Raw genomic sequence first — 25,566 nt, 5'->3', positions numbered from 1 at the left:
GGATTATGATGGATATCGCTGTAATTGGCTCAAATATGGTTGATCTCATTTCCTATATTGAGAGAATGCCGAAAGAAGGAGAAACCGTTGAAGCTCCTAATTTTGAGATGGGATGCGGTGGCAAAGGGGCTAATCAAGCAGTAGCCGCTGCCAAATTAGGAGCAAAAGTCACGATGCTTACGAAAGTCGGTGACGATCTGTTCGGAGATGGAACGATTAAGAACTTAGAACATTATGGAATTGATACCGAATTCGTCAAAAAAGTCCCTGGATCATCAAGCGGCGTTGCCCCTATCTTTGTCGACAAAGAATCGAAAAATAGAATCATTATTATAAAAGGAGCAAATCAATATCTATCTCCTGAAGACATTGATCAAGCAGCAACTAAACTAAAAAAATGTTCATTAATTGTTTTACAGCTGGAAATTCCATTAGAAACGATTTATTATGCCATTCAATTTGGCTATAAAAATCAAATACCAGTCATTTTAAACCCTGCCCCTGCTTCAAAAGATTTAGATTTTAATAGAATATTAACATGTGATTATTTGATGCCAAATGAAACTGAACTTGAATTGTTAACAGGCCTGCCCGTACAAACAGAAGAACAAGTTCAGCATGCAGCGAAAATGCTTGTTGACAAAGGATTAAAAAATGTAATTGTAACTCTCGGTCAATCGGGAGTCCTATGGATGACACGAAATCACGTGCAACATATTAAAGCACATAAAGTACAAGCAACAGATACAACTGGTGCCGGAGATGCTTTTATTGGCTGCTTCGCCCATTTCATCACTCATAATTACACGATTGAGAACGCCTTAAAAATGGCTACTGCTTTTGCAGCTTTAAGTGTTACAAAACGCGGCACCCAATCATCCTATCCAACAACAGAAGATCTTAAGCAATTCCTGAAGGAGAGAAATATGCTCTCTAGTTCCTTATAATTGGGTTATAAAAATACAAGAAGGTAAGGCAATCTTGTGGAGATACCCCCCATTGAATTAATGGGGGGTGCCTGTTTTTTGCCTAAGCTCAACTCAACATCTCAGTTTGCCAAATTTTTTAAGCTCAGAGCAGTAAAAATAAACATCGCTTACATGGATTTTTTTCTGTAAATCCGTATCAAGTAAACTAGCGATATGCCGTATACGTTTCGATAATAGGATACCCCTTCAAAAAAGGAATAGAATATCTTCCATTATATTAAAAATGGCTACTAAGAAATGAAAAAGCGACTACTCATCAGTCCGGAGAAACGTCCGCTCGACTCCTGCGGGAAAAGCAAGGCAGGCGAGTGCAGCGAAGAAGCGGTTCGCATTGCCCGCGGAAAGCTGGCGGTAAGCTTCGGCGAACCACCATCATCTATACAATAACCGCATTTCCCCATACTTTCTCTTATGCGAGAATGCAATGTAGCACGGTCATTAATTGATGTTTTTCTCCACCTTATTGGTTCCATGATTTGCTACTCTCTCCTCTTGTGCATACCGGACTAATGCTAAATATCGGTAGACAAAGTGGACGAATTTCGAATAAGGAGCGGTAAAAAATAAAGCAGCAACACTTCCTAAATGTATGATCAATACGATTCCCATTGCGGCTGTTTCCCGTGTTGCTAATAATACCATTCCTGTAACTGCAACGGTTAACAACGCAACCGAGAATAAAGTTCCTGATTTACTAGCTTCAGAATCAGATACTGTATGATCACTTTTTGCTTTCAGAATGAGTAGTCCTGAAACTCCAATGATAATTCCGATGCCACCGAGCGCCCCTAGCATGACTACAGGATGATACAATGGATACGGCGGTTGAACGTGTAAAACATGCGAATAAAATGCAGCTAGCACCGTTGAAACAAGGTCAAGAAGGAATCCGTAAGAAACAAAATGATGAAGCCAGCGTCTTTTACCTGAAAGTGCATCGTTCGGATATTTACAGCCAGCACCTTCTCCGTCAAGATATCGTAAGCTTAACGCGTATGATGTAGCAGTCGCCACGTCCTTGGCTGTAATTTTTTCTGATTGTGCCGATTTGATATCATGCCAAAAACGGCATGCACCTATTAGCCAGCCACCAACCATCCACAGACCTAAAATGCCAAAGATCACAATCAAGGTGATCTCCGAAATAATCTTATAGAATGATCCTGTTCCGACATGCTTCTGCAACATTCCGCTCATCCCACCGCTTGCAAAAACAATTGCTAATAAACATACAATGCCAACCAGCAAGACGATCCAAAATCCGCGCCGTTTTTCACCTAAGAGCTTTCCCCACGCACTTGGCCAAGCATATTGCTGATACACTTTCTCTCGTAAACTACTGAATAGTTTCGGAGGGTTTAAGCCAAATTCATGAGGCGTCGTAAATGGGCAAGCATAATAGCAGTCTCTGCAATCGTGACATAGGTTTGCTAAATAGGCCATGTCATGATCCGTAAAATCCCGGCGCCACTCAATTGCCTTCCAAACAGCACAATAGCCTTCACAATAACGGCAAGCATTACATAGCTTCATTTGCCGTTTTCCATCTTGTAGCAGCTCATTTGATTGCATTTGCAGCTTCCCTCCCCGCTATTCTTCCTAGGACCGCTCCCATTGTAAGCCCAAATCCAGCTAAATAGCCTCGCCGCAGAACATTCCCAGCGACAATTTCACCAGTAGCAAACATATTATCAGCGAGCTGTCCATTCTCCATTTTAATCCTTGCTTGTTCATTCACTTCGACTCCCAAATACGTGAAGGTAATTCCCGTTTTTAATGGATACGCATAGAACGGTGCATCATCGATTTGGACAGCCCAATGACTTTTTTGCGGTGTCAGCCCTTCTGTTCTACAGTTGTCTAATTCACTCGGATTAAAGTTTCCCGGGCGAACAGCTTTGTTAAAGCTTTCTATCGTTTCACCTAATATGTTCCCGTCAATCCCAATTTTTTCGGCCAGCTCTGGAATTGTATTTGCTGAGATCGGTTCAAATACTGAAGGCATGAAGTTGCCAAGCGCCTTGCGATCAATAATGGAGTATGCCACTTGCTCAGGCTGCCTCGCGATTAAACCACCCCATATCGCATATCGTTTTGGCCAAAAGTCCTCCCCTTCATCATAAAATCGCCGACCATCCTTATTGACAACAATGCCAAAAGGAACACTGTCAAGGCGGGTAACAATGCCACCATCGAATGTTGGAGCACGTCCATCAACAGCAACCGCATGAAACGAGTTCGGTTCTCCTACTTGACTGACACCATTGCGAAGGAGAATTTCAAGAACATTCCCTTGATTATATGGTGTGCCGCGAATCACAAAATTGTCAGCTGCCGCCCCCCAGTAACGGCGGTGCCATTCAATATTTGCCTCAAAACCGCCTGATGCAATAATCACTGTCTTTGCTTTCACCATTGTTGTAGGAGCGTTTTTTGTGCGTACTTTAGCAGCCTGAAATACTGCGCCGTCAATAGTCAGATCTTCAACCATTGAGTCATACCATACTTCTATCCCTTTCTCACGAGCACTTTGATAATAAGAATTCATCATCGCTTTACCGCCGCCAAGCTGAAATATATTTGTCCGCGCCAAATGGAGAGTACCTGACAATGCTGGCTGCCAGCGAATTCCTTGCCTGCTGAGCCATTCAGGAAGTTGTTCGGATTGGCGCACAATTAATCTCGCGAGATGCTGATTAATTTCACCCCCAGCGACACGTGTTAAATCCTCTAAAAATTCTTCTTCTGGGTAGGTATCAATCATATATTCGTTTTCATGAGTGTGCATAATTCGAAAATCGCGCGTATGTCTGCTATTCCCACCCCGATAAAATTTAGGAGCCCTTTCAACGATAAGCACCTCTGCCCCTTGTTCACGGGCTGAGAGCGCAGCACTTAATGCAGCGTTCCCACCGCCTATAACTAAAACATCTGTTTCCATATATAAGGCCCCCTTCCAGATAACAATGTTCATCCTACTATCAATATAGTTGGCCGCTCTGAATAAAATAAATATTGATCATTTATGAATGTCGATCAAAAATTTTTATCTTTCCATCTTTTTTTAAAAACAACTGGAGTGCCTGCATGTTTCCAGCACTCCAGTTGAATCATCGCTACCTGTTAAAAACTTAGGACCTTACAAAATGGAAGCAGGCACATAGGCGTATCCTTCCATTAATCTCCTTGCTGTCCGGCCGTTTGCTACACTTACAATTTTCCATTCTTCCTCTCTTTTTTCTACTGTTGCATCTACATGAAGTGTCCCTGATGGGTGTCCGACCTTTATACCGTTTTGAAAGGTGGAAATAAGTTGATGAGGGATCGTTCCTTCTATTTTTGCTGCAGCTGCGAGCGCCATTGCCCCGCTGACTGCATGGGCTCTGTGAAGAGAACCCATCGTAATATATCGTGAAATAATATCCACTTCTTGCTGCTTAACCACTTTTCCATTGATCGTTTTAAAATCCTTCGGGTTCGTGACCATCGCAATCTTCGGTAATGCATGGGTCGTAGGGGAAACTTCTTCATCCTCCTTAATAAGCCCCACCAGCTTTCCTGCTTTTACACGGATGCCCTCGAGAGTATTTAATAATTCACTATTGCTGTTTACTTCGTTCGGCAGCTCAATACCTTCTTGACCAACATCTTCTGCTCGCACAAATACAAGTGTGTTGACACAATCTATAATACTTACGTCAAATTCACGTCCATCATCCAATTTGATGTGATCAATTAAATGATTCGTTGGCAATGTTTTTCCTGTAAAAGTCCCCCCGGCATTTAAAAAATGAAGCATAATACGTGATGATGAACCAGGAACGCCATCAATGGAAAAATTACCTTCATACTGAATTTGCCCATCTTTCACCGGAATTTCAGCGACAACCATTTTTTCAATATTTGTATTGTAAATATTCACATAAGTAATTGGCTCAGTTAATGGGACATATCCTTCTTCGGCAGCGTATAATCCGACTGCTGTTACAAAATTCCCGCAAGTAACATGATAATCAATGACCTGCCTATCTAAACTGACTTGCCCAAAAGTATAATCAATATGTGCCTTCGCCCGAGTTGGCGGACCTACAATCGCTAATTTACTCGTCGTTGATGTCCCTCCGCCTAAACCATCAATTTGGGTGTTGTCTGGACTTCCAAAAATTCTTAAAATCAATTCATCTCTTAATATTGGATCGGCAGGGAGATCTGATTTCCTTAAGATGATTCCTTTACTTGTTCCGCCCCTCATAAGGACAGTTGGGATTTTGTATAATTGACCGTAATCATACATTGCACGAACCTCCCGTTAATTAAGCTGACATTTACTAACATTACAACCGCTTATACATTTCGTGGTGATCCACTCGGAACATTCATTTCTGCATTAGCAGTTTTAGACTCCAGCCCATTGATCTCTTCCAAACTCCTCTTAGATGTCCGTGGCCCAAAGAATACAACTAGCCCTGAGGCGATCCAACAAATGGCGATAAAAATGAAGACGGTTAAATACCCGCTGCTTGTGTAAATAAGACTAATACAAAATGGCCCTAGTACATTGGAAAACCTCCCAATTCCATACGCCAGCCCTTGCCCGAAAGAGCGCACTTCTGTACCGTAAAGCTCCGATGTATAAGTATAAAGATTGGATGAAAATGTTCGTTCAATAAAATTAATGAGAAAACCAAAGACTACGATCATAACAGGATTTAACGTAATGCCGTATAATATAACCGAAGCAGCGATGAAAAAACACGAAAAGATGATATTCGCTTTTCTCTCAAAGCGATCTGCAATCGCCGCACCTAACAAGGAACCTAATGGCGCACCTATCGTAATTAATGTGCTATATACTAAAGAGTCCTCAAGGTTAATACCCTGCTTCACTAACAATGTTGGAACCCATGAACCGAAACCATAGAAAGCAATCGTTTGAAAGATCCATACGCTGATCAAAATGATTGTGCGTCCAACATATGGCCTTTTGAATATATCTGCGACCTTTCCCTTTCCAGCAGCATAGTTGAAACTCTCAGACTCAGGCTCCCGTAGAAATCCTTTTTCCTTTCTTACTATCGCTTCTATTTTTTCGATTGTTTCCTTCGCCTTTCTTGTATGTCCTTTTATTTCATACCAGCGCGGCAGTTCAAATAATTTTACGATTAAAAATAAGGAAAAAATCCCTAAGGCGCCCCAGACAAATACAAGTCGCCATCCCCAATCAGCAAGAGGAATTAAATATCTAGAAACCCATCCTGTAATTGGAATCCCTGTTATTCCAATTGCAACTGCTATCCCTTGATACTTACCGCGAGTTGCTTTCGGAAAAAATTCGATAATGTACGTATTAGCATTTACAAGCAGTGATGAAGTCGCCATTCCTGTAACAAAGCGGAAAATCATAAGTGACCACACGCTCCAAGAAAGCGCATTCAAAGCAGAGAAAACTGATAAACCGATAAGTGATAAAATAATTGATTTTTTTCTTCCTACTTTATCCCCTAGCAAACCACCAAGGGAGGCACCTAAAAACATACCGAAAAAGGCGCTGGAGTTAATGGTAGCAATCACACTTAATGGCAAGTGCCACTCACTTACTAATTTAGGAGAAGCATATGAAAACGTATTCAAATCCGAGAACTCAAAAAAATAGGCAATGGATAAGGCAATGATAACTTTTTTGTGAATGGATGAAAAAGGCAATCGATCCATGCGATTGACAATGTTTAAACCAAATGACTTATTCATGATGATTCCTCCTCTTTTTGCTATTCGTCATTCGACCCTCCTTTTGAATTAAATAAAAATTATCATAATAATCTTAATAAATAAAATATTGTTTTTTTATTGGTTATCATAAAATATATTTATTTGAAACGAATATTATATGAACAGGACAAAAGATTTTATAGCTGATCAACATTTGTGCGAACAAGGGGGATTGATTTGCAATGGATGAGAAAGATTGGATCATGCTGCAATGCCTATATGAGGAGCGCAACATTACAAAAGCAGCTGAAAAACTATACATTTCTCAACCAGCGATGACCTACCGATTAAAGCAATTAGAGAAAGAATTTGGGGCAAAAATTGTAGCACGAGGAAAAAAAGGAGTAGAGTTCACCTCACAGGGCGAATACATTGCCAAATATGCAAGAAATATGATTTTACAGCTCCGCAATACGAAAGAATACGTACGCAACATGGATGAAGAAGTTAGAGGAATATTAAGAATCGGCGCCTCCAGTAATTTTTCAAGATACGAACTCCCTAGTATTTTGCACAAATTTGTAAGCAAGTACCCTGATGTGGAAATCCAGTTAAGAACAGGCTGGAGTTTCGATATTGTTCATCTTTTACAAAAAGAAGAAGTACATCTTGGAATTGTCCGTGGAAATTATGCCTGGCAGGAAGAGAAACATTTACTGCGCGAAGAATCTCTATATATTGTTTCAAAGAACCCTATCAATGATCTAAAAGAATTGCCTAGTTTACCGAGAATCAACTACGGTACTGACCAAACGTTAAAAGCATTAATAGACCATTGGTGGCAAGAAACATATGATCAATCACCGACCATCACGATGGAAGTAGACAGAATTGATACATGTAAAGAATTAATTCTCACAGGTATGGGCTACGCAATCCTTCCTGGTATTTCATTAAAACAAAACGACCATCTTCACAAAATAGAGTTAACAACGAAAGATCAGAAACCATTAACGAGAAACACATGGCTGATCTATCGTGAAAGATCACTTGAACTCTCTGTCGTGAAAGTCTTCATCGAATTCCTAAAGAGGTGCCTGACCCCTTTTGCGCTTTAGCGCACAAAAGGGGTCAGGCACCAAAAATAATAGCAATATCTTTTTCAAGAAGCGCATACAATGCATTAAAAGAATGGGGAGGAAAATTGAATGACCATTTCATTTGGATGCCAAGGCTCAACTTGGGTACTAGATTATGATGTAGAAGCTGATATGCTAGATAAAATTATGGATGACATTAAAAATGGCGGCTTTACAGGACTGGACATGCAAGTTGCTTTACTAGGAAAATATCAAAATGAGCCAGAACATCTTAAAGAAGAACTAGATAAAAGAGACCTTCAATTAGCTGCTTTAACACTGCCTTTTAGCTTTGATGGTGGAAAGGAATCCCCAAGCGAAAGAGAACGTGCCGATTACTATATCAATTATTTAAAGCATTTCCCAGGCGCCATCCTCAATGTCCCTTCGAGAGTTGGTCCGAACCGAGATCATTTATTGCAAAGACAGAAAGAAATTATTAAAGGAGCAAATGAACTCGGAAAGCGTGCATATGAAAATGGGATTACTACATCCTTTCATCCGATTTCCTATAAAACTTCTTATTTTAGATTTGCAGATGATTATAAAATTCTTCTTGAAGGATTAGATCCTAAATATATGGGATATACACCTGATGTCGGTCATATTACTTTTGGCGGCATGGATGCAGTTGAAATATTTAAAGAGTACTTACCTCTTATTAAACATGTCCATTTCAAAGATGTTTCAACAAATTGCGAGTGGAAGAAAATGGGTGAAGGAGATATAGATTTCGCTGGCTGTGTACAGGTTCTTAAAGACGGAGACTATAACGGATGGATTATGGTTGAAGAAGAAACCCCAGAAGCACAGTTAAATACAACAGAGGTGATTGCTGAAATAGGAAAATATGTAAGGAAAAATTTATATCCAATTTTAAATGGTGAAGTGTTACAGTAAAACAATAATTTCAATATATATTTTCGGATTTTCAAAGAATGAGAAAAATGAGGTAAAAAGCATGAATCCTCCTTATATATCAAGAAAGGAGGAGTTCTTTCCACAGGAGGAAGGCTGGTTAGACCAAGGAAATACTCGTTTCTTGCAATGTATCGCTTTGGTCTAAACGTCCTTCATCTTTCGTAAATATTACTGGCGGCAGCCAATCCAATCCAGTTTAAAAAAAACTAAAAGAACGCCGAATAAGGAACTAGCTTATCAAAAGGCTATAAATTACTCTGCAATTTCTAACGTAATATTGTTGTTTATAAAGCATATTTTTAGTTCTTCAGAGACTTTTTGATCGGTTATCAACAAATCAATATCACTAGGTTGCGCAAAAGTTGCGATCGAGCTCTTTTCCATTTTACTATGATCAAGTAGTGCGATTACTTGATTTGCCGTTGAAACCATTACTCGTTTTAATTCAACTTCATAATAACTGAAATCAGAAAGTCCGTCTTTCATATTAAAGGCATATGCTGAAGTAAATAAAATATCAATATTAATCTTGCGCAAAAGCTCTTCTCCTAAAAGGCCTTCAACAGAATTAGATCCATTACGAACAATCCCGCCAATAATAATAACGGTTATATAAGGATTTTCTTTTAACATCATAGCAGTAGCAATTCCACTCGTTACAACAGTTAACTTCATTTTGACATCTTTCAAGTGACGGGCAAGCTCAAAACAAGTAGAACTTGCATCAAGCATAATGCATTGGCCTTCCTGCACATACTTTAATGCACTGCGACCAATTCTTAATTTCTCAGCGCGGTACTTTTTTTCTCTTTCCTCGTATCTTTTTTCGACGAAATCCGGGACTTCCTCTTTCATCATCGCCCCGCCATGTGTTCGAATAAGCAAATCTTGTTGTTCCAATTGATTTAAATCTGATCGCACAGTTGCAGCAGAAATATTCAGCAAGCTTGTTAACTCATTTACCGTTACAGTCCCTTTTTCTTTTACAATTTCAAGGATTTTATTTCTGCGTTGGTCAGCAAACATAATTTCATCCTTTCATATTCTTTTCGAATATTTTTCATTTATTTTTAATATACGAGTAAACAATTAATATTATAAAGGAATGATGACAAAAAGTCCTAAACTTTGTATGATATTCGATTTCCTTTATGATGATTCTCTCTCATTCTCCTTCATTTTTCGACATAAACAGGAAAATTGAACATACCTGCCGCGATTTATTGAAGAGAATTAGATTGAAATAGAAATTTTTTCAATGTATGAACACCATCCTCAAAGTACTTCTCAATACTTTTAACATCGAGACCGGAAACTATTATCTCTTAAACCATCTGATACTTTCCCTACTGCTACTAATACGATCATGTTCAAGCCAAGAGATGCTATTGCAATATTCACGCAAGCATCGCCCGGCCAGAATGATCATTATGTTTGGCTTCGCCCAGTCAGTGCATACAAATTAATGGCTGACAGAAACGTTCTCTATCCATTCCCGCATAGACTTAAATATAATCCATACGGTTGTAGCCCCGGCATCCTGATGCCCAATCGCTCTTTCTCCTAACGTTTTAGCCCTGCCAAATTTCGCAATATATTTCTTTGAATTCTCTACACCCTTTTCTGCATTTTCCTCGGCAGCTTTAATCCCATTCAATATGTCGGCATGTTGATCAGCACTTTGTTTTAAAGCATTCACTGCCGGTTCAAGGGCGTCAATCATTGTTTTATCTCCTAAACTAGCTTTTCCACGCGTTTTGATCGCCTCTAAAGATTTCTCAAAAATATTAGCCAATAACGGCAAATCTAATTCCTGTTGCGACTCTAACCCTTTTACTCCCCCCATAAACAATGTGCCAAAAATCACCCCAGAGGCACCGCCCATAGAAGATATCATCGACATCCCGATTGTTTTAAAAATATCATTAATCGTTGCCAGCTCTTTCTGACCTAAGCTTTCTGCTGCTTTCTTAAATCCTACTGACATGCCAATCCCATGATCGCCATCGCCGATCGCGCTGTCTAGTCTTGTTAAAAGTGGTTTATTTTCCTGGACTTTTTCGCCAACATAAAGAAACATTTCCTTTACTTGTTTCACATTCAAACCGGCTTCTTGTAGACTATCTTCCATTATATATTCTCCCTTCGCTATTCATTTTTTGTATGGACATAATGTTCATTAAATTTCTTATAATAAGGAGATACGGCTGGGGCATCGTATAAATCTTTTAACTCATCGTCCAATTTCAACAATGTAATGGAGAATCCGCCCATTTCTTGAGTTGTGCAATAGCTATTAACATCAATGTCATGTGTCTTTATGCCGTTTTCTTCTAAAATTTGGGCCACTTTTCGATTAATAATGAATAGCTCCATTAATGTTGTCGAGCCTAGACCATTTACTAAGACAGCAATTTCGTCACCTGCACTAATCCCGCTTTCTATTAATATCGTGTTCATTAGCCGCTCTGTAAGTTCATCCGCAGATGCCATTTTTGTACGTTCTACTCCTGGCTCACCGTGAATTCCCATCCCGATCTCTATTTCGTCATCACCAAGTGTATATGGCGGTTCCACAGCACCAGGAATTGTTCCCGGCGATAATCCTACACCGATCGAAAAAGTATGATCGTTCGCCTTCTGTGCAAGTCTAGCAACTTCTTCTAGCGATGATCCTTTTTCTGCTGCTGCCCCGGCAATTTTCAAAACAAAGATATCTCCTGCAATTCCCCGGCGGTCCGCTTTCCGTTCAATTGGAGCAGAAGCGACATCATCTGTTACTAGCACCGTTCTGCACTCAATATCTTCCATCTCTAACAATTCTACGGCCATATCAAAGTTCAGGACATCACCAGCATAATTGCCATATATAAATAGAACACCTTTTCCAGTATGAGCAGCTTTCGCAACCTCCTGGATATTAAATGGCGGCGGAGCGGCAAACACATTCCCGAGTGTTACTCCATCTGCGAGGCCTTCCCCAAGCAGGCCTATAAATAATGGCTCATGCCCGCTGCCGCCGCCAGTCACTACAGCAACCTTATCTTTAAGATCTTTACGAATAACACCGTTTACATTTTCAACTTTTTTATAAGATTTTTTATTAGCGGCTATAAAGCCTTCTATTGTTTCTTCAACAACTCTTTCAGGACAATTGATCACTTTTTTCATACGAAACTCCCCCATTCCCTTTTCAATTCAAGATTCCAGAACTTTCATAGTCCTTCACTTGATTTTGTTTATATTATATTGTTCGTTTTTTCTTTCATTCCTACTATTTACTCTCATTCTTTTAATCTATTTTCCAACCGTCTCTTACCTTCTTAATGAAAAAAGCATTTAATAGTTTATTAGAAGTATCAGATCTAATTTGCGTGTTGGAAATGCGCCTCATACACTTTAAATGCCTCTTCGGCTGTTCCATTTTTATGAATAATCGTATTTAGACCAGCGGCCATGCCGATTGGATTGGGACTCTGTGTAATATTCCTTCCTATCGCAACACCTTTTGCCCCCACATCTATGCAATGTTTCACAAACGTAAAATAGGCAAAAATATTTTCTGCTTTTGGTCCTCCTAAAGCAAAGACAGGGCATTTTGCGGCTTTAATGATTTCAGCATCCCCTTGTTCTCCTGTAAATCTTGTTTTTATCATATCTGCACCAAGTTCCGTTCCTAATCGTGCTCCAGCAGCAATCTTTTCAATTTGATTAGACTGTTTACTAGTCACATGATAGCCATAAGGTAACGTTTCACACATAAAAGGCATATTCCAATCATCGGCAGCCTTTGCAATTTCCCATGCAATGCGATGCGAATTCGCTTCATTCTCCCCTCCTGGAAATGTCATCGAAACAATTCCATCCGCCCCCATCTTCAACGCATCTTCTACTGATAAAAGTTTTGTTGTTCCAGGAACGCTAGCATCAAATAGACTTGTAGATAAATCGGCACGAACAAGCATTGGTACATTTGCAAGCACATCACAATATATTTTGGCTGTACCATATGACACAATAACGGCATCAACGCCATTTTCAACAAGCTCTGAAAGCATTCCAATTGTTTTATCAATACCACTCGTTTCCGCTGAAAAAGAATAGCCATCCAAGGCTAGAATAATAGACTTTCCATCATCAGAAAAAATTCTAGACATTCTTCTCGCTTTAAACATTCAGCATCTCCCTTTAACCAGTTTTAAATCATGATGATGTTTCCCCGCTGTTTTCCCATATCCCACAATATTCTTCGCAGCATGTTTCTTTATCTGAAATGTAAGAAGGCCACTATTAGCAGCCCTCTTGTTTACGATTATTCTTTAATCGGGTCTTTTACAACAAACCAATAGAAAATTGCCGCACAACCAGCTATAATTCCTCCTGACACGAAAGCAATTGTGTAAGATCCCGTTGTATCAGCGATAATCCCTGCAACTACTGGGGCAAACGCTCCGCCGAAATATCCTCCAAAGTTTTGAATCGCTCCTACAGAACCAACCAACGCTGGAGGTGCAATATCTCCCGATAAAGCCCATGCACTTCCAGTAATAGCAGAAATCGTGCAAAGAGCGATCGTCATGAAGATAAGAGAGATGACAAGTCCTTTCATAAATGGAATTAAAATAACAACAACAGCAGTAAGAATTGCACAAATGACGATTAATCCACGCTTAGCGTTTATCGGACTACAGATGCCTTTGTCTGTTAATTTCTTTGTAATGTACCCGCCACATACATCTCCTAAGATCCCGCCAATCCAAGGAATACTTGCATAAATACCTAGTTGTGCAAATGAGATATGCTGTGTTTTTAGCAGGAATAAAGGTAAGAATGTAAGAAAGATATTCCAGATCCAAATCGTACAGAAAAATCCAAGAATCATTCCCCAAACACTTCTATATTTAAATAGCGTTCTCCATTTAATTTTTGTTGTTTCAATTGTTGTTGCACTGCCTCCGCCTTCAGCCTGAATATAATCAAGCTCTTCTTTGGAAAGAAGCTTACTTTTTTCTGGTGAACGATAAAATTTCATAAAAATAAGGATAAAGACAATCCCGATAGCACCAGTAATAAAGAACAGTGCCCGCCATCCAAAGGCAACTTCAATCGCTACAAGGATTGGCGGAGCGATAGCAGGACCAACTTTTGATGAAGCGTCCCAAATTCCTGTCGCTAATCCGCGTTCTCTCTTTGGATACCATTCAGAAGTAATTTTTGCATTTGTCGGCATACAAGGTGCTTCACCAACCCCCAGCAAAAATCTTGCACCAAGTAATGTACCTAATTTGTTACAAGCGCCAGTTAATGCAGTTGCAATACTCCACCAAAGAATCGCAATCGAATACATTGTCTTTGCTCCAAAGCGATCAATTAGCCAGCCAGAAGGGAGTTGCATAACCGCATATGTCCATGAAAATACAGTCCCCATTAAACCAATATGCATGTTGCTAAGATGTAAATCTTTAATCATGGCTGGAGCTGCAATTGAAAGGTTTGTTCTATCTAGGTAATTGATAATCCCACCAATTAATAGCCAAATAACAACTGACCAACGAAATTTTCTCTTCGTACTTACAACTTCAACATCCGTCTGAAGGATCTGCTCTGTTTTCATTTTACTCCCCCTAATTTATAAATATTTGCATGCGAAACACGAGGAAAGCGCTAACAATCGTTAAAATGCTTAAAACAAAACACTATTTACAAAGAGATGAGGTCTGCCATCAATTAAGAAAGCACTTACATTTTTACCTAAAAATACATCTGAATATTAAGAAAAATGAATGCAGGGTCGTTTAAATGTATTTCATTATATTGCGGTTCCTGCATTCATAGCGTCAAAAAAAAATTAATATGATATCCATTCATCCGTTTTGTAATTGATATATGCAGTGAAGATAGAGGATTTTTAGAAATGCTTAGCTATGATGATAAGAATCTATTCCATGAAGTGGTAAGATACTTAATAGGTAGAATGCTTTTTTAAGGAAATGAAAATTGTTTTATTTTGTTTCGATTAAATTTAACGCACTTTTTAATGATGCGCGGATTGACTCTTCGTTTGCTAAGTAGTTAATTTTATCTTTGCCCTGAACCTCAACTGCTACAGGTAAACCTTGCTCAGTTTGAATACCAAGCTCTTCTACCTTTTGCAAAATGTTTCTCATTGTTTCTACATTCAAGAAACCTGGTTCACCTATCGGCATATGGTTATCTCCATAAAGTTCACTTTTTGGAGATAACACGACGTTTGCAAAGTGAAGTTGGCGAATAACATCTTTTGATAATGCAAGTGATTTGAAAACATCTTCGCCATTAAGCGCAGCATGAGCTGTATCAAACGCGAACCCAAAATTTTGGTATTTTTCTCTAACTCTATTAATTAACTTCACCGCTTCAACTGTCGGTCCTAAAACACGCTTTTTGTGCACTTCACGATCGAGTGCCTCAATAGTAACCGTCATATTATACGTTAAAGCTTCCTCACAAATTTCACAAATACTTTCATAAAATCCTTCGATGGCCTGGTCGCGTAAATTGACACCTGGATCTGGCCCAGGAACAAAGGAAACATTTGATACACCGGCTTCGGCTGCTAAATATAAACTATGTTTAATTTCTCTCACAGTATCTAACCTTAGTTTCGTATCTACTGATGATACATCTAAATTTTTTTCATAAGTTAAATAGGTTAACCACTGAGAGATGAACAAGTTATGTTTTTCTTTAGCCTCTAGAATTCTTTTGCGATCTTCTTTATCATAGCCAGCACCAATCTCAAATGAGCGGTAAAATCCTTCCTCTCCGAATTTCTCAACAATTCCTGCCGCAAAACCTTTTTCATCTTTTAATGGGAAAAAGACTTCAGTAACTAACAATGAAGGGATAAAATGTTGTTGACTCATTGGACTTCCGCTCCTTTATTCATTAAGTTCAATTGTTCCTCTACATGATCAATACATGTTGAGTCTAAACTGCCCACTCTTTGATCTAGCCTAGTGACTCATGTTGTTACATAACAGTAAAATCACTTATTCCTCCTTTTCCGTTTTTAAAAATAAAGCGCTGTCATTTTATCAAAACAAAATGAAAATAATCAAGCGAACTTTATAACTAAAATACTATTCATTTGTTATTTATTTGTCAATGTTTTTTTGTTTTTATTTTTTTATAGAAAAATAACGAAATAAAATGATAAACTACGTCATATTTTTATAGGAGAATATTTAACTTATATATAACAGAAAAATACTCATTTTTTTATTATCTTCTTAAACAATTTAGCAACTAGATATACAACCTTAAAAGCTAGATAAATATATTTTTATATTAAAAATTGTCAATTTTCGTTTGTTTTCTATTTTAAAAATAATTGACAAAATTGAAAATAACTGAAAGAATACAATCAATAAATTTATAAACAGGAGTGATTATATGAAAATTGGGGTTGGGTCCGATCATAATGCTTTTGATTTAAAGGAAGCGGTAAAAGCATATATTAGAGAATTGGGGCATGAGGTTATTGATTATGGATGCTTTTCAAAGGATGAAGTGGATTATCCAGGGATTGCTTTCAAAGTAGCAACTGAAATTAAAGCTGCACAAATTGAACGAGGCATTCTCTTTTGCGGAACAGGAATTGGCATGTCCATTGCAGCAAATAAAATTCCTGGTATTCGCTCTGCTCAATGTCACGATACGTATTCAGCGGAACGCGCGCAACTTAGCAACGATGCGCAAATTATTACAATGGGCGCGAAAATTATAGGTGAAGAGGTAGCAAAAAAAGTCGCAGAAGCATATTTGAATGTTTCCTTCCAAGGAGGAAATTCAGCGCGGAAAATTGCGCAAATAACGGATAAAGAGAATGAATAAGGTGCCTGACCCCTTTTGTGCTTTAGCGCACAAAAGGGGTCAGGCACCTATTTCCTTAGTTGCAGTGCTATTTCGGGATAATCGGTTATAATTCCAGCTAGGTTAGAACGCAGCACTCTTTTCATTTGTTGAATAGAATTGACCGTCCATATGCGAACGGGAACAGGGTATTGTTTTTCTGCAATCCTCCCTAACAAGAAAGACTTTTTTAAGTGCAATGCAGACAGCCGATAGTTTCTGACAAAGCTTTCTATATTGAGAATAGGTCTTGAAGAAAGGAATGCTACTTCTGCACGACTGTCCAGCTCTCTTATTTTTTGTACTGTCGGGAGATTAAAGGAAGAGTAAACAACCCTTCCTTCCATATTATACTTTTCTACTAACGACATCGTTTTTTCTTCTATGTTAGGATAGTGAAAGACGTCCGTCTTAAGTTCAATATTCAGCATGATCGGATAATCTGAGACAAGCTCCAACACCTCTTCAAGAGTCGGAACTTGTTCGTTATCCCAAGATGAATGATAAAGCGGAAGAAAGTCAAAATTCATTCCCGCACTATATTGCTTGATGTCTTTTAATTTTAAATCTTTCACATACCCAGTACCATTTGTCGTTCTGTCGAGTTTTTCATCATGTATGACCACTAGTTCATGGTCTTTTGTCATATGGACATCTAATTCTATCCCTTCAATTCCAATCTTGCAGGCATGATAAAATCCTAATAAGGTGTTCTCCGGATGCGTTCCCTTGCATCCACGATGACCAAATATCATTGTATCACTCATCAAAACATCTCCTAGCTACTTCATCCCATTTGCTTGATTTGCTTTTTCAATCGCACTGTTCGTCGTCTTTACAGCTTTATCCAGTGCTTTGCTAATATCTTCCCCGTTATAAACACTTTCCATCGCAGTTTCAACTGCCGTTCTTTCCTCCGGCAGACTTTGCATCAGTGCCCCTTGTGTCACCGGTGATGAAATAGTCGATTGTAATTGTTGTACAGAAACTTGCAATTGCGGTATTTTTTGGTAGGCAGATTTGACAATAGGATCTTTATAAGCCTGTGAATTAATTGCAAAATATCCTGTACCGACATGCCATTCTGCTTGCACATGCGGGCTTGCTAAATACTTCATAAAATCCCATGCTGCCTTTTGTTCTTCACTGCTTTTTCCTTTTGACAACCAAAGGCTTGCTCCACCAATTGCTACTCCATTGCGTTTTATATTTTCCGGATGAGGCAAATATGCTACACCAACTTTAAACTTTGCATTATTAACAACATCACGAATACTTGCAGACGATTGAAGAAACATCCCAACTTTACCAGCCAAAAATCCAGCAGTCATATCATCAGCTGCAGTCGTTCCTGTGCCATAATCAACAAAAGTTTTATCATTAATCATATTATGCGCCCATTTAAGAATGTTTTCTCCAGCTTGATTATTAAATACTGCTTTTGTTGGTGTACCTGAATGGCCATTATGTTTATTGACTAATAAAGAGCCTTGATTTGCCATTAATTCTTCAAATAACCAACCATATGGCTGCAATGCGAATCCCTTCATTTTTCCATTTGAAGATTGTGTAATTTTTTTCGCGTCCTCTTCAATTTGCTCAAACGTAACATCTTTAGGATTTATTTGTACACCTGCTTTTTTCAAAGCATCTTCATTATAATATAAAACTGGTGTCGATGAATTGAACGGCATTGAATATAACTTGTGATCAACAGTATAGTAGTTTAAAATATTTTTTTCTAACTGTGATGTATCATATTTGTCTCGATCAATAAATTTTTGTACCGGTTCAATAAACCCGCTGTTGATCATTGCCTTTGTCCCAATTTCTTGTACTTGGACAATCGTTGGTGCTTTATCTGTGCCACCGACGCTTTGATATTTTGGCAATGACTCTGTATAATCCCCTTGAAATTCCGCTTTTACAAGTACTTTATTTTGGGAGTGATTGTACTCATCAACGATTTTGTTCAATGTCTTTTCAGGCTCTCCACTCATTGAATGCCAAAACGTTACGACCACTCGGCCATTTTCCTTCGTAGTCGCTGCAACATCACTGCTACCACATGCAGCTAAATTGGCGATAATTCCTAACACAACAATGAAACCGATTAGCTTTTTCATCATATTTTCTTCCCCCCTATTTAAGTGAGCCTTCCATTAACCCCTTTTGTAAGTGCTTTTGTCCTATGAACAAGATAAGCAATGTCGGTATAGCGATTGTCACAGCACATGCCATAATCACACCCCATTGATTAAGCGTTTCTTGCGACTGCATTTGTTTAAGACCGATTTGCAATGTGCGCACAGTATCATTTGTACTTGTCAATAGCGGCCATAAATACATATTCCAAGTGGTCAGAAAACTATAAATCCCCAATGTTACGAGGCTGACTTTAGACATCGGCAACACCACTTTTGCATAAAACTTCCAATGATTCATGCCAATTAAATCACTCGCTTCTTTTAACTCAAATGGAATTTGTTTATATTGCTGCCTTAATAAAAAAGTTCCGAAAGCCGATGCAATAAAAGGAATGATCAGCGCAGGATATGTGTTTAGCCAATTCAAATCACGCATAATTTGAAAGTTCGGTATAATTTGCGCTTCAAAAGGAATCATCATCGTTGAAATAAAGAAATAAAAAAGCACTTTCTGCCCCCGAAACTTCGGAAAAACGAATGCATAAGCAGCTAAACTAGAAAGGAATAATTGTCCTACCATTACAAGCAATGAAACAAGTAAGCTATTAACAAGATAATGGACAAGCTCGGTGCTTTGGAAAGCTTGGACATAATTATGAAGCGACATTTTCGTAGAAAAGTAGTGCCCAGCTAATATTTGATCCTGGGGCATTAAGCTTAAGGATAGCCCTAGCAGCAACGGACTGCATATCAATAGTGCTGAAAGAATTAAGACAGTATACAACAATATGATTAGCCAAATACGCGTTTTCATTGATAATGTACCTTCTTTTCTCCGAGCTTAAATTGCACGATGGTCAAGGCAAAGATGATGATTGCTAGTATGACTGCTTCAGCGCTTGCTGTCCCATATTGATGATTGATAAACGCATCTTGATAAATCGAATAGACAAGTAAGTTCGTATGATTGGAAGGTCCGCCTTTTGTGAGCATATCGATTTGCCCAAACGTTTGGAATGCATTAATGACCGATACAATGACGATAAAAAAGATCGTTGGCGACAACAATGGCATCGTAATCTTCCGTAATTGATAAAAATATGAAACACCATGAATTTCAGCACTTTCATAGAGGCTCCGATCAATATGCTGCAATCCTCCTAAGAGAATTAGAAAGGAAAAACCAATGTTCATCCATATCGTTGATAGTGAGATAGAAAATAATGCCCATCTCGGATCGGTCAACCAACTAATAGCGGGTAAATGAAATACTTGCATGAAGTGATTCATCAATCCAATCGATGGATTGAAAAGAAACATCCAAAATACGGAAGCTACCGAAACACTAATCCCCATAGAAGAGGAAAAAATTGTTCTAAACAAACCAATTCCCTTTATTTTTTCATTAGCTAACAACGCTAAACATAATGAAATCACAATCGTTGCTCCGACCGTACCGATCACGAAAAGCAATGTTCGCACTAATGTTTGCAAATAATCTCCAGATGTCAGCAGTTCCTGAAAATTACTTAGCCCAACGAATACAGTTGGATTCCCAGCAAAATCAGTAAGATACAAGCTAAGAAAAACGGTTCGAAACATTGGATAAAAAACAAAAACTGTGAGCAGTATCAATGAGGGAAGCAGGAACAGCCCTCCTACAAGGATATCTATGTACTTCCTTCGACTCCTTTTCTGCCTATCCAACTGAATAGCGGCCATATCTGCAATAGAGGTTTGTGTCGTCATACAATGATCCCGCCTTTTTCCCTTTGACCATCTTTGTATGAGTAGAACAACCGTTCATGTGTATCCGCATCAAAGAGGTACATTTCTTTTTTCGACAAATACAATGTCATTGGTTCATTTGCCCGAATTGTCCACTGCCCATTCCATTTAGCTTTCCATTTTTGCCCTTCGAGTTCAAAGCCAATGATTGTTTCATTTCCAAGCTGTTCAACTAAGTCGGCAATTACATTTAGTTGGATATCTTCAGGATTCCCTTTGAGTCTTAAATGTTCTGGACGTATGCCAATAATATATTTCGGCTTATTCGGAAAGAAGGAAATCGGTATGGAAAGCTGCGATGAAATATTCAAGTAACTCTTTTTATATTGCTGCATGACCGTCGCTTCTATAAAGTTCATTTGCGGTGAACCAATAAATGAAGCCACAAATGTATTTGCAGGATGATTGTAAATGTCAATTGGTTCTCCAATTTGTTGAATAGATCCCTTGTTCAAAACCATGATCCGATCGCCCATTGTCATCGCTTCAACTTGATCATGGGTTACATAAATCATCGTTAAGCCTAATTGCTGCTGTAATTGGCGAATCTCTGTGCGCATCTGTGAACGAAGCTTTGCATCAAGATTGGAAAGTGGCTCATCCATCAGACAGATTGGCGATTCACTCACAATCGCTCTCGCAAGTGCAACCCTTTGCCGCTGCCCTCCTGAAAGCTCACGCGGTTTACAGTCAGCATAATCTTGTAATTGAACAAGCTCGAGCGCCTTCTCTAAGCGTTCTTTTTTTTCCTGTTTTGAAATCGCTCTTTTCTGGACAATCCCAAAAAGGACGTTCTCTCTCACTGTCATATGAGGATATAATGCGTAATTTTGAAAGACCATTGATATATGCCGATCCTTTGGCAACAAGTCATTTGCCAGTTGGTCCTCAATATACAGCTCGCCTGCTGTAATGTCCTCCAGCCCTGCGATCATCCGCAAAATCGTACTCTTCCCACATCCAGACGGACCAACAAGAATAAAGAACTCCCCTTTTTCAACCGAAAAACTAATCTCATTTAAAACAGCCGCCTGCTTCTGATAAGACTTCGAAACATGTTTCATTTGAATCTGCGCCATTCTCCATCCTCCTTTTTAGCATCTAATTCACCTAAAAAGATAGCATAAAAAAATGACCGCAAAGTCCACTTCATCAAAGCTTTACGGAGAATTAACTTATTTTAACTAACTGTTTATATTTTTTAGAGCTCATAAATAGAGGTATCTCACTTCCTTTAGAGACTGAATATCAGATGTAAAGTAGACTAATTAAGAGGGGATAATGAACGTGAGCATGGCGGTTAAGTATGGTGTTAAATTGGGGAATATCTTAGTGAAGATTAAATGTTCCCTTACAATCAAAATAATAAGGAATGTAAGCGTCTAATAGAATTTATCTGTTGACATAGGATAATCTCTTCATCTCAATCCACGTACTCATATAGAGTGCGACAGCATGTACAGAGCATTGGCTAATTTTTCATCATATCTCAATCCACGTACTCATATAGAGTGCGACGGTAAAAAACATGAAATATACTTACGGAGAAGGAATTTCAATCCACGCACTCATATAGAGTGCGACGTTTTAAAACATTCAATAACAACGGCATGATTTATTTCAATCCACGCACTCATATAGAGTGCGACCAGTCGGGATGACAACACCACAACAAGCATTGGCGATTTCAATCCATGCACTCATATAGAGTGCGACTCGATACGTTTTCCCGTTTTTAACGAAACCATCTTATTTCAATCCACGCACTCATATAGAGTGCGACTGAGGATACTCTTAAAATAACTAAAGCACTCATGATTTCAATCCACGCACTCATATAGAGTGCGACAGCAGGGAGAGGATGGCCGTTTTTATTGTTATAATTTCAATCCACGCACTCATATAGAGTGCGACCGCGGCGGTGTTGGCTCTAAAACGATTAGGACCATTTCAATCCACGCACTCATATAGAGTGCGACATTACCGTACGAACAGTATGACGGACGACGGACAGATTTCAATCCACGCACTCATATAGAGTGCGACATGTTTTGGTTTTTATTTGGTTGGTGGTTGTATCATTTCAATCCACGCACTCATATAGAGTGCGACGATGAGATTCAAAATGAATTTAACAGTATAGACTGATTTCAATCCACGCACTCATATAGAGTGCGACTGACCCAGCACAAAACTTTATTGCTGGATTACTATTCATTTCAATCCACGCACTCATATAGAGTGCGACAGTGACCCGTTAGGATATGGAGAATATATAAGTATTTCAATCCACGCACTCATATAGAGTGCGACTTTAAGACTGTTGTATTCGTCTCCTGAATCACTCAATTTCAATCCACGCACTCATATAGAGTGCGACAGCGATTTTCAGATAATAGTACAGCAAAATCGTGTTTTTTAATCTAAAAATACGCTATTTCCCTTATAAACATAAGGAACCATTCAAAAATTTTACAATAACTAGGAAAAAACATAATAAATTTTGGTGCGAATCCCCTGTGAAATTTATGTACACTATACATTCGCACTTGTCGTTATTTTCATTATAAGGGATTATGCCTGCTCTTTAAAATAAAAGGAGTCTAATTATTTTCAAAAGATTTCAAGTTTAAGATGATAGGTTCGTGATTCACCTGGCTCCAGCATCACCAACGAACCGCGTTCTCTTTCTTTTTTTCTCCCCTCTACATAGCAATTTCCCGGCTCTATTCCTAATACATTCATCCCTGCCCCGTTCATTTTCCACTGTGTAAATCTAGGAAGATTAGTTGTATCCCATGAAAGCCGAAGACTTAGCGGATGTTCTGAACGATTAATAAAACTTGGGAATGTAGGATTAGAAATTACGACACTAGTCAAATTTTCACCATTTCTATATATGTTAAGATTTTCATGATAATATACTCTTTCTTGATAACCTGTTTCCGGATAATTCCATTGATCGTATCCTTCAGTAGAAACGCCCTTATCCCTTGCAGTTATGTCATTTGATGGAAAAGTAAAAATTGTATTTTCATTTATAAACGGAAAGCCAAAATTAAAATGATGTAGAATCATATGCGGGCTAGACGAAAAGCCAGCGTTCTCTACAACATCTTTTATATGAATTTCATTTTTCCCAAGATACATCTTATATTCCCGTGTTAAACGTAAATATTGCCCAAATGCTGTTGTTTCTTCCACAACCCCTTTCACATTCATCACGAATTCATCATTTTCCCATGTACCTTGAGATGCTACTTCTCTGGCAGCTATATGATGAAATCTTCCATGAAGACCGAGTTCCTCGCCACTTTCTATGTTCGCGGTGCCCACTTGAGTTAATCCACAAGTCATCAATAGGCCACCAGCTGCAGTTCGCTCCCACTCATTTGCATATGAATTATAGTAAGCTGGATGAACATCACCATTGGCTGACTGTCAACTTATTGGAATCCCCGTAAATTCTCCCAGTGAAATGTCCATGCCATGCATAGGAGATATATAAAAGGTGAGTCCGCTACCCGTTCGAACTTGTATAAATTCTACCCCATCCTCTGGCCCCCCCCTTACATATCATCCTGCGAAGGCCCCCTAATTGATCTAGTCTTGCAACATGCTTCTCAAGCTCCCGCCTTGTCCAGTTCTCTCCATAAATATCCAATGTTCTCCACCACTTTGCAAGCTTTTCCTTATTTAATTAAGCAGAAAAAAACAGCCAAAAAGTATCATCTATTGATTTTTACTGATTAGCTGTTAAAAATTCCCCCTATGCTTTTGGCACATCTTGATTCGAAACAAAATGCTTTAGAATAACCATCGGTTCATATTTACTATGATTTGAAATAACTACACCACTTTTAGCCTTCTCTTCACTAACAAAGAACTCATCGGATGTCATTTGTCCAAAGCGAATGACTTGAGCTGCTTCAGCATCATATATTCCAAACTTCCCATGTCCTTGTATAACGATACAGCCATAAGCAGAATGATCTTTAACTGACACCGTTTTTCCCGGTTCAATCGTTAACTCTTTCGCAGCGATATATTCATTGCCATAAGTAATCCACTTTTCTTCAAAAACGCCATTCTGCCCCGCAGAATGAAGAGGAGGTCTAAAATAATGTTTTCTAAATTCAGGATCGGTATTCTTCTCCCAATCTATTAAGCTTAGAATAAAATCAATATCATGTTTTTTATCTTCAGGGCAATTCTCAACTAAAAAGTCATATGGATAATGATCAGCCGCCACAACATTTTCGACAACAGCATTTACATCACTATTCCATTGAGGTTCATAGGTTAAATATGATCCCGGCGCATGAACCACTCCTGCAGGAACGTACCATCCAGTTCCTAATTGAATTCTAAAAGCACGAGAAAGCTCCGTAATTCGATTGTCGGTTTCTTCAAACTGCAGTAGTCTTTCTTTTATTTCATCTAAGTTTACACTTGCATCAAAGCCAAAATATGTTACCGGAAATTCTCCTGGGTAGTTGTTTAATTGATACGGGAAATAATAGGCCTCTGGTTTTGCCATTTTTCCAACAAGGTCTGCGTGGTGCTGCATAAGATGAATATGGTGAAAAAGTGGAGTTTTATAGTCAAAAAACTTAGCAAACATTGGCCACGTACCATATTCTTGAAACAATTCTTTTCCAATTAATTTTGCTCCCAATACCTCAACTGCTTCTTTAAATAAAAATCTTTTATTTGTATCACTATGCAGTGCTACATAGCTCAATCCTTCGTTTTCTGGTGCATCATCACCGTTTATTACATTGACAACTGAAGAAAACCAGCGTTCTTTAATTGCTCCCCTTTTCAATCCAAATGGATAATAATCATCTGGATGCAACCTCAAGCGGAATCCAGCTTCTCCAAACCGGCGCGGCACAAAATTAGGTACTAAATTAAAAATCCCTTCCCCTTCTTCAAGTGCTTGATAAACTAATTCATTAGACATTCCTGTTCCTCCCT

The 25,566-nt window shown here is 38.7% G+C and carries 20 protein-coding genes, 1 pseudogene and 1 CRISPR repeat array; of the genes and pseudogenes, 4 read left to right on the top strand and 17 right to left on the bottom strand.

Annotation, left to right across the window (positions count from 1 at the left end):
* Positions 1-8: 8 nt before the first annotated feature.
* On the top strand, positions 9-947 hold the full coding sequence (rbsK, locus tag G4D61_RS08605; RefSeq protein ID WP_025727220.1) for a ribokinase: 939 nt from the start codon (positions 9-11) through the stop codon (positions 945-947).
* Positions 948-1,427: 480 nt separating this feature from the next.
* On the opposite strand, the gene tcuB is transcribed toward rbsK, so the two are convergent.
* The 4 genes from tcuB to G4D61_RS08585 form a co-directional block, all read right to left on the bottom strand.
* A complete protein-coding gene (gene tcuB / locus G4D61_RS08600; protein WP_163173730.1) occupies positions 1,428-2,561 on the bottom strand; it encodes a tricarballylate utilization 4Fe-4S protein TcuB in 1,134 nt (377 codons plus the stop codon).
* Positions 2,548-3,930: an FAD-dependent tricarballylate dehydrogenase TcuA gene (gene tcuA / locus G4D61_RS08595; RefSeq protein ID WP_025727218.1), complete on the bottom strand. Its 1,383-nt coding sequence runs from the start codon at positions 3,928-3,930 to the stop codon at positions 2,548-2,550. The genes tcuB and tcuA overlap by 14 nt, the downstream gene beginning before the upstream one ends.
* 198 nt (positions 3,931-4,128) lie before the next feature.
* On the bottom strand, positions 4,129-5,283 hold the full coding sequence (locus tag G4D61_RS08590) for a 2-methylaconitate cis-trans isomerase PrpF family protein (protein WP_025727217.1): 1,155 nt from the start codon (positions 5,281-5,283) through the stop codon (positions 4,129-4,131).
* A gap of 50 nt (positions 5,284-5,333) precedes the next feature.
* Positions 5,334-6,737 (bottom strand): MFS transporter, encoded by a 1,404-nt coding sequence (locus G4D61_RS08585; RefSeq protein WP_163173728.1) that lies wholly within the window; start codon positions 6,735-6,737, stop codon positions 5,334-5,336.
* A 203-nt stretch (positions 6,738-6,940) separates the two neighbouring features.
* On the opposite strand from G4D61_RS08585, the gene G4D61_RS08580 reads away from it, so the two are divergent.
* Together G4D61_RS08580 and G4D61_RS08575 are read left to right on the top strand one after the other, a co-directional pair.
* Positions 6,941-7,816, top strand: a complete 876-nt coding sequence (locus G4D61_RS08580; protein ID WP_163173726.1) for a LysR family transcriptional regulator — start codon at positions 6,941-6,943, stop codon at positions 7,814-7,816.
* 90 nt (positions 7,817-7,906) lie between these two features.
* Complete coding sequence (locus G4D61_RS08575) at positions 7,907-8,737, top strand: sugar phosphate isomerase/epimerase family protein (RefSeq protein ID WP_163173724.1); 831 nt, start codon at positions 7,907-7,909, stop codon at positions 8,735-8,737.
* Between the two features lie 273 nt (positions 8,738-9,010).
* Here G4D61_RS08575 and G4D61_RS08570 read toward each other — a convergent pair whose 3' ends face one another.
* The 6 genes from G4D61_RS08570 to G4D61_RS08545 all read right to left on the bottom strand — a co-directional run bounded on the left by G4D61_RS08570 (position 9,011) and on the right by G4D61_RS08545 (position 15,663).
* Positions 9,011-9,784, bottom strand: a complete 774-nt coding sequence (locus G4D61_RS08570) for a DeoR/GlpR family DNA-binding transcription regulator (RefSeq protein ID WP_035353405.1) — start codon at positions 9,782-9,784, stop codon at positions 9,011-9,013.
* A 436-nt stretch (positions 9,785-10,220) separates the two neighbouring features.
* Positions 10,221-10,889 carry a dihydroxyacetone kinase subunit DhaL gene (dhaL, locus tag G4D61_RS08565; RefSeq protein WP_163173722.1) on the bottom strand — a complete coding sequence of 223 codons (669 nt, stop codon included), beginning with the start codon at positions 10,887-10,889 and terminating at the stop codon, positions 10,221-10,223.
* Positions 10,890-10,906: 17 nt separating this feature from the next.
* Positions 10,907-11,929 carry a dihydroxyacetone kinase subunit DhaK gene (locus tag G4D61_RS08560; protein WP_052137788.1) on the bottom strand — a complete coding sequence of 341 codons (1,023 nt, stop codon included), beginning with the start codon at positions 11,927-11,929 and terminating at the stop codon, positions 10,907-10,909.
* 194 nt (positions 11,930-12,123) lie between these two features.
* The gene (locus tag G4D61_RS08555; protein ID WP_035353410.1) at positions 12,124-12,933 is read right to left on the bottom strand and encodes a class I fructose-bisphosphate aldolase; all 810 of its coding nucleotides are present in this window, start codon (positions 12,931-12,933) and stop codon (positions 12,124-12,126) included.
* A gap of 137 nt (positions 12,934-13,070) precedes the next feature.
* Positions 13,071-14,372 (bottom strand): MFS transporter, encoded by a 1,302-nt coding sequence (locus tag G4D61_RS08550; protein ID WP_035353412.1) that lies wholly within the window; start codon positions 14,370-14,372, stop codon positions 13,071-13,073.
* A gap of 388 nt (positions 14,373-14,760) precedes the next feature.
* On the bottom strand, positions 14,761-15,663 hold the full coding sequence (locus tag G4D61_RS08545) for a sugar phosphate isomerase/epimerase family protein (RefSeq protein ID WP_163173720.1): 903 nt from the start codon (positions 15,661-15,663) through the stop codon (positions 14,761-14,763).
* Between the two features lie 529 nt (positions 15,664-16,192).
* Between G4D61_RS08545 and rpiB the strand changes: the two genes are divergently transcribed.
* Positions 16,193-16,633, top strand: coding sequence for a ribose 5-phosphate isomerase B (gene rpiB / locus G4D61_RS08540; RefSeq protein ID WP_035353417.1), 441 nt, complete (start codon positions 16,193-16,195; stop codon positions 16,631-16,633).
* A gap of 47 nt (positions 16,634-16,680) precedes the next feature.
* Here rpiB and G4D61_RS08535 read toward each other — a convergent pair whose 3' ends face one another.
* From G4D61_RS08535 to G4D61_RS08505, 7 genes and pseudogenes are all read right to left on the bottom strand, one after another.
* Positions 16,681-17,418: a glycerophosphodiester phosphodiesterase gene (locus G4D61_RS08535; RefSeq protein ID WP_035353420.1), complete on the bottom strand. Its 738-nt coding sequence runs from the start codon at positions 17,416-17,418 to the stop codon at positions 16,681-16,683.
* A 15-nt stretch (positions 17,419-17,433) separates the two neighbouring features.
* Positions 17,434-18,777 carry an ABC transporter substrate-binding protein gene (locus G4D61_RS08530; RefSeq protein WP_429894704.1) on the bottom strand — a complete coding sequence of 448 codons (1,344 nt, stop codon included), beginning with the start codon at positions 18,775-18,777 and terminating at the stop codon, positions 17,434-17,436.
* Positions 18,778-18,793: 16 nt separating this feature from the next.
* Entirely contained in the window at positions 18,794-19,612 is an 819-nt protein-coding gene (locus tag G4D61_RS08525; protein ID WP_163173716.1) for a carbohydrate ABC transporter permease, read from the bottom strand.
* Complete coding sequence (locus G4D61_RS08520) at positions 19,609-20,520, bottom strand: carbohydrate ABC transporter permease (RefSeq protein ID WP_035348278.1); 912 nt, start codon at positions 20,518-20,520, stop codon at positions 19,609-19,611. Before G4D61_RS08520 ends, G4D61_RS08525 begins: the two co-directional genes overlap by 4 nt.
* A 23-nt stretch (positions 20,521-20,543) precedes the next feature.
* Positions 20,544-21,665 carry an ABC transporter ATP-binding protein gene (locus tag G4D61_RS08515; RefSeq protein ID WP_025727211.1) on the bottom strand — a complete coding sequence of 374 codons (1,122 nt, stop codon included), beginning with the start codon at positions 21,663-21,665 and terminating at the stop codon, positions 20,544-20,546.
* A gap of 341 nt (positions 21,666-22,006) precedes the next feature.
* Positions 22,007-22,966: direct repeats of the CRISPR family, unit length 32 nt; unit sequence ATTTCAATCCACGCACTCATATAGAGTGCGAC.
* A gap of 233 nt (positions 22,967-23,199) precedes the next feature.
* Positions 23,200-24,009 (bottom strand): annotated as a pseudogene (locus tag G4D61_RS08510) (aldose 1-epimerase family protein); the annotation flags it as partial.
* A 346-nt stretch (positions 24,010-24,355) separates the two neighbouring features.
* The gene (locus G4D61_RS08505; RefSeq protein WP_163173714.1) at positions 24,356-25,552 is read right to left on the bottom strand and encodes a cupin domain-containing protein; all 1,197 of its coding nucleotides are present in this window, start codon (positions 25,550-25,552) and stop codon (positions 24,356-24,358) included.
* Positions 25,553-25,566: the final 14 nt, after the last annotated feature.

Source organism: Heyndrickxia ginsengihumi, assembly GCF_011008565.1.
In the GTDB taxonomy this organism is placed as follows: Bacteria; Bacillota; Bacilli; order Bacillales; family Bacillaceae_C; genus Weizmannia; species Weizmannia ginsengihumi.
This window is presented reverse-complemented; position numbering and strand designations above follow the sequence as displayed.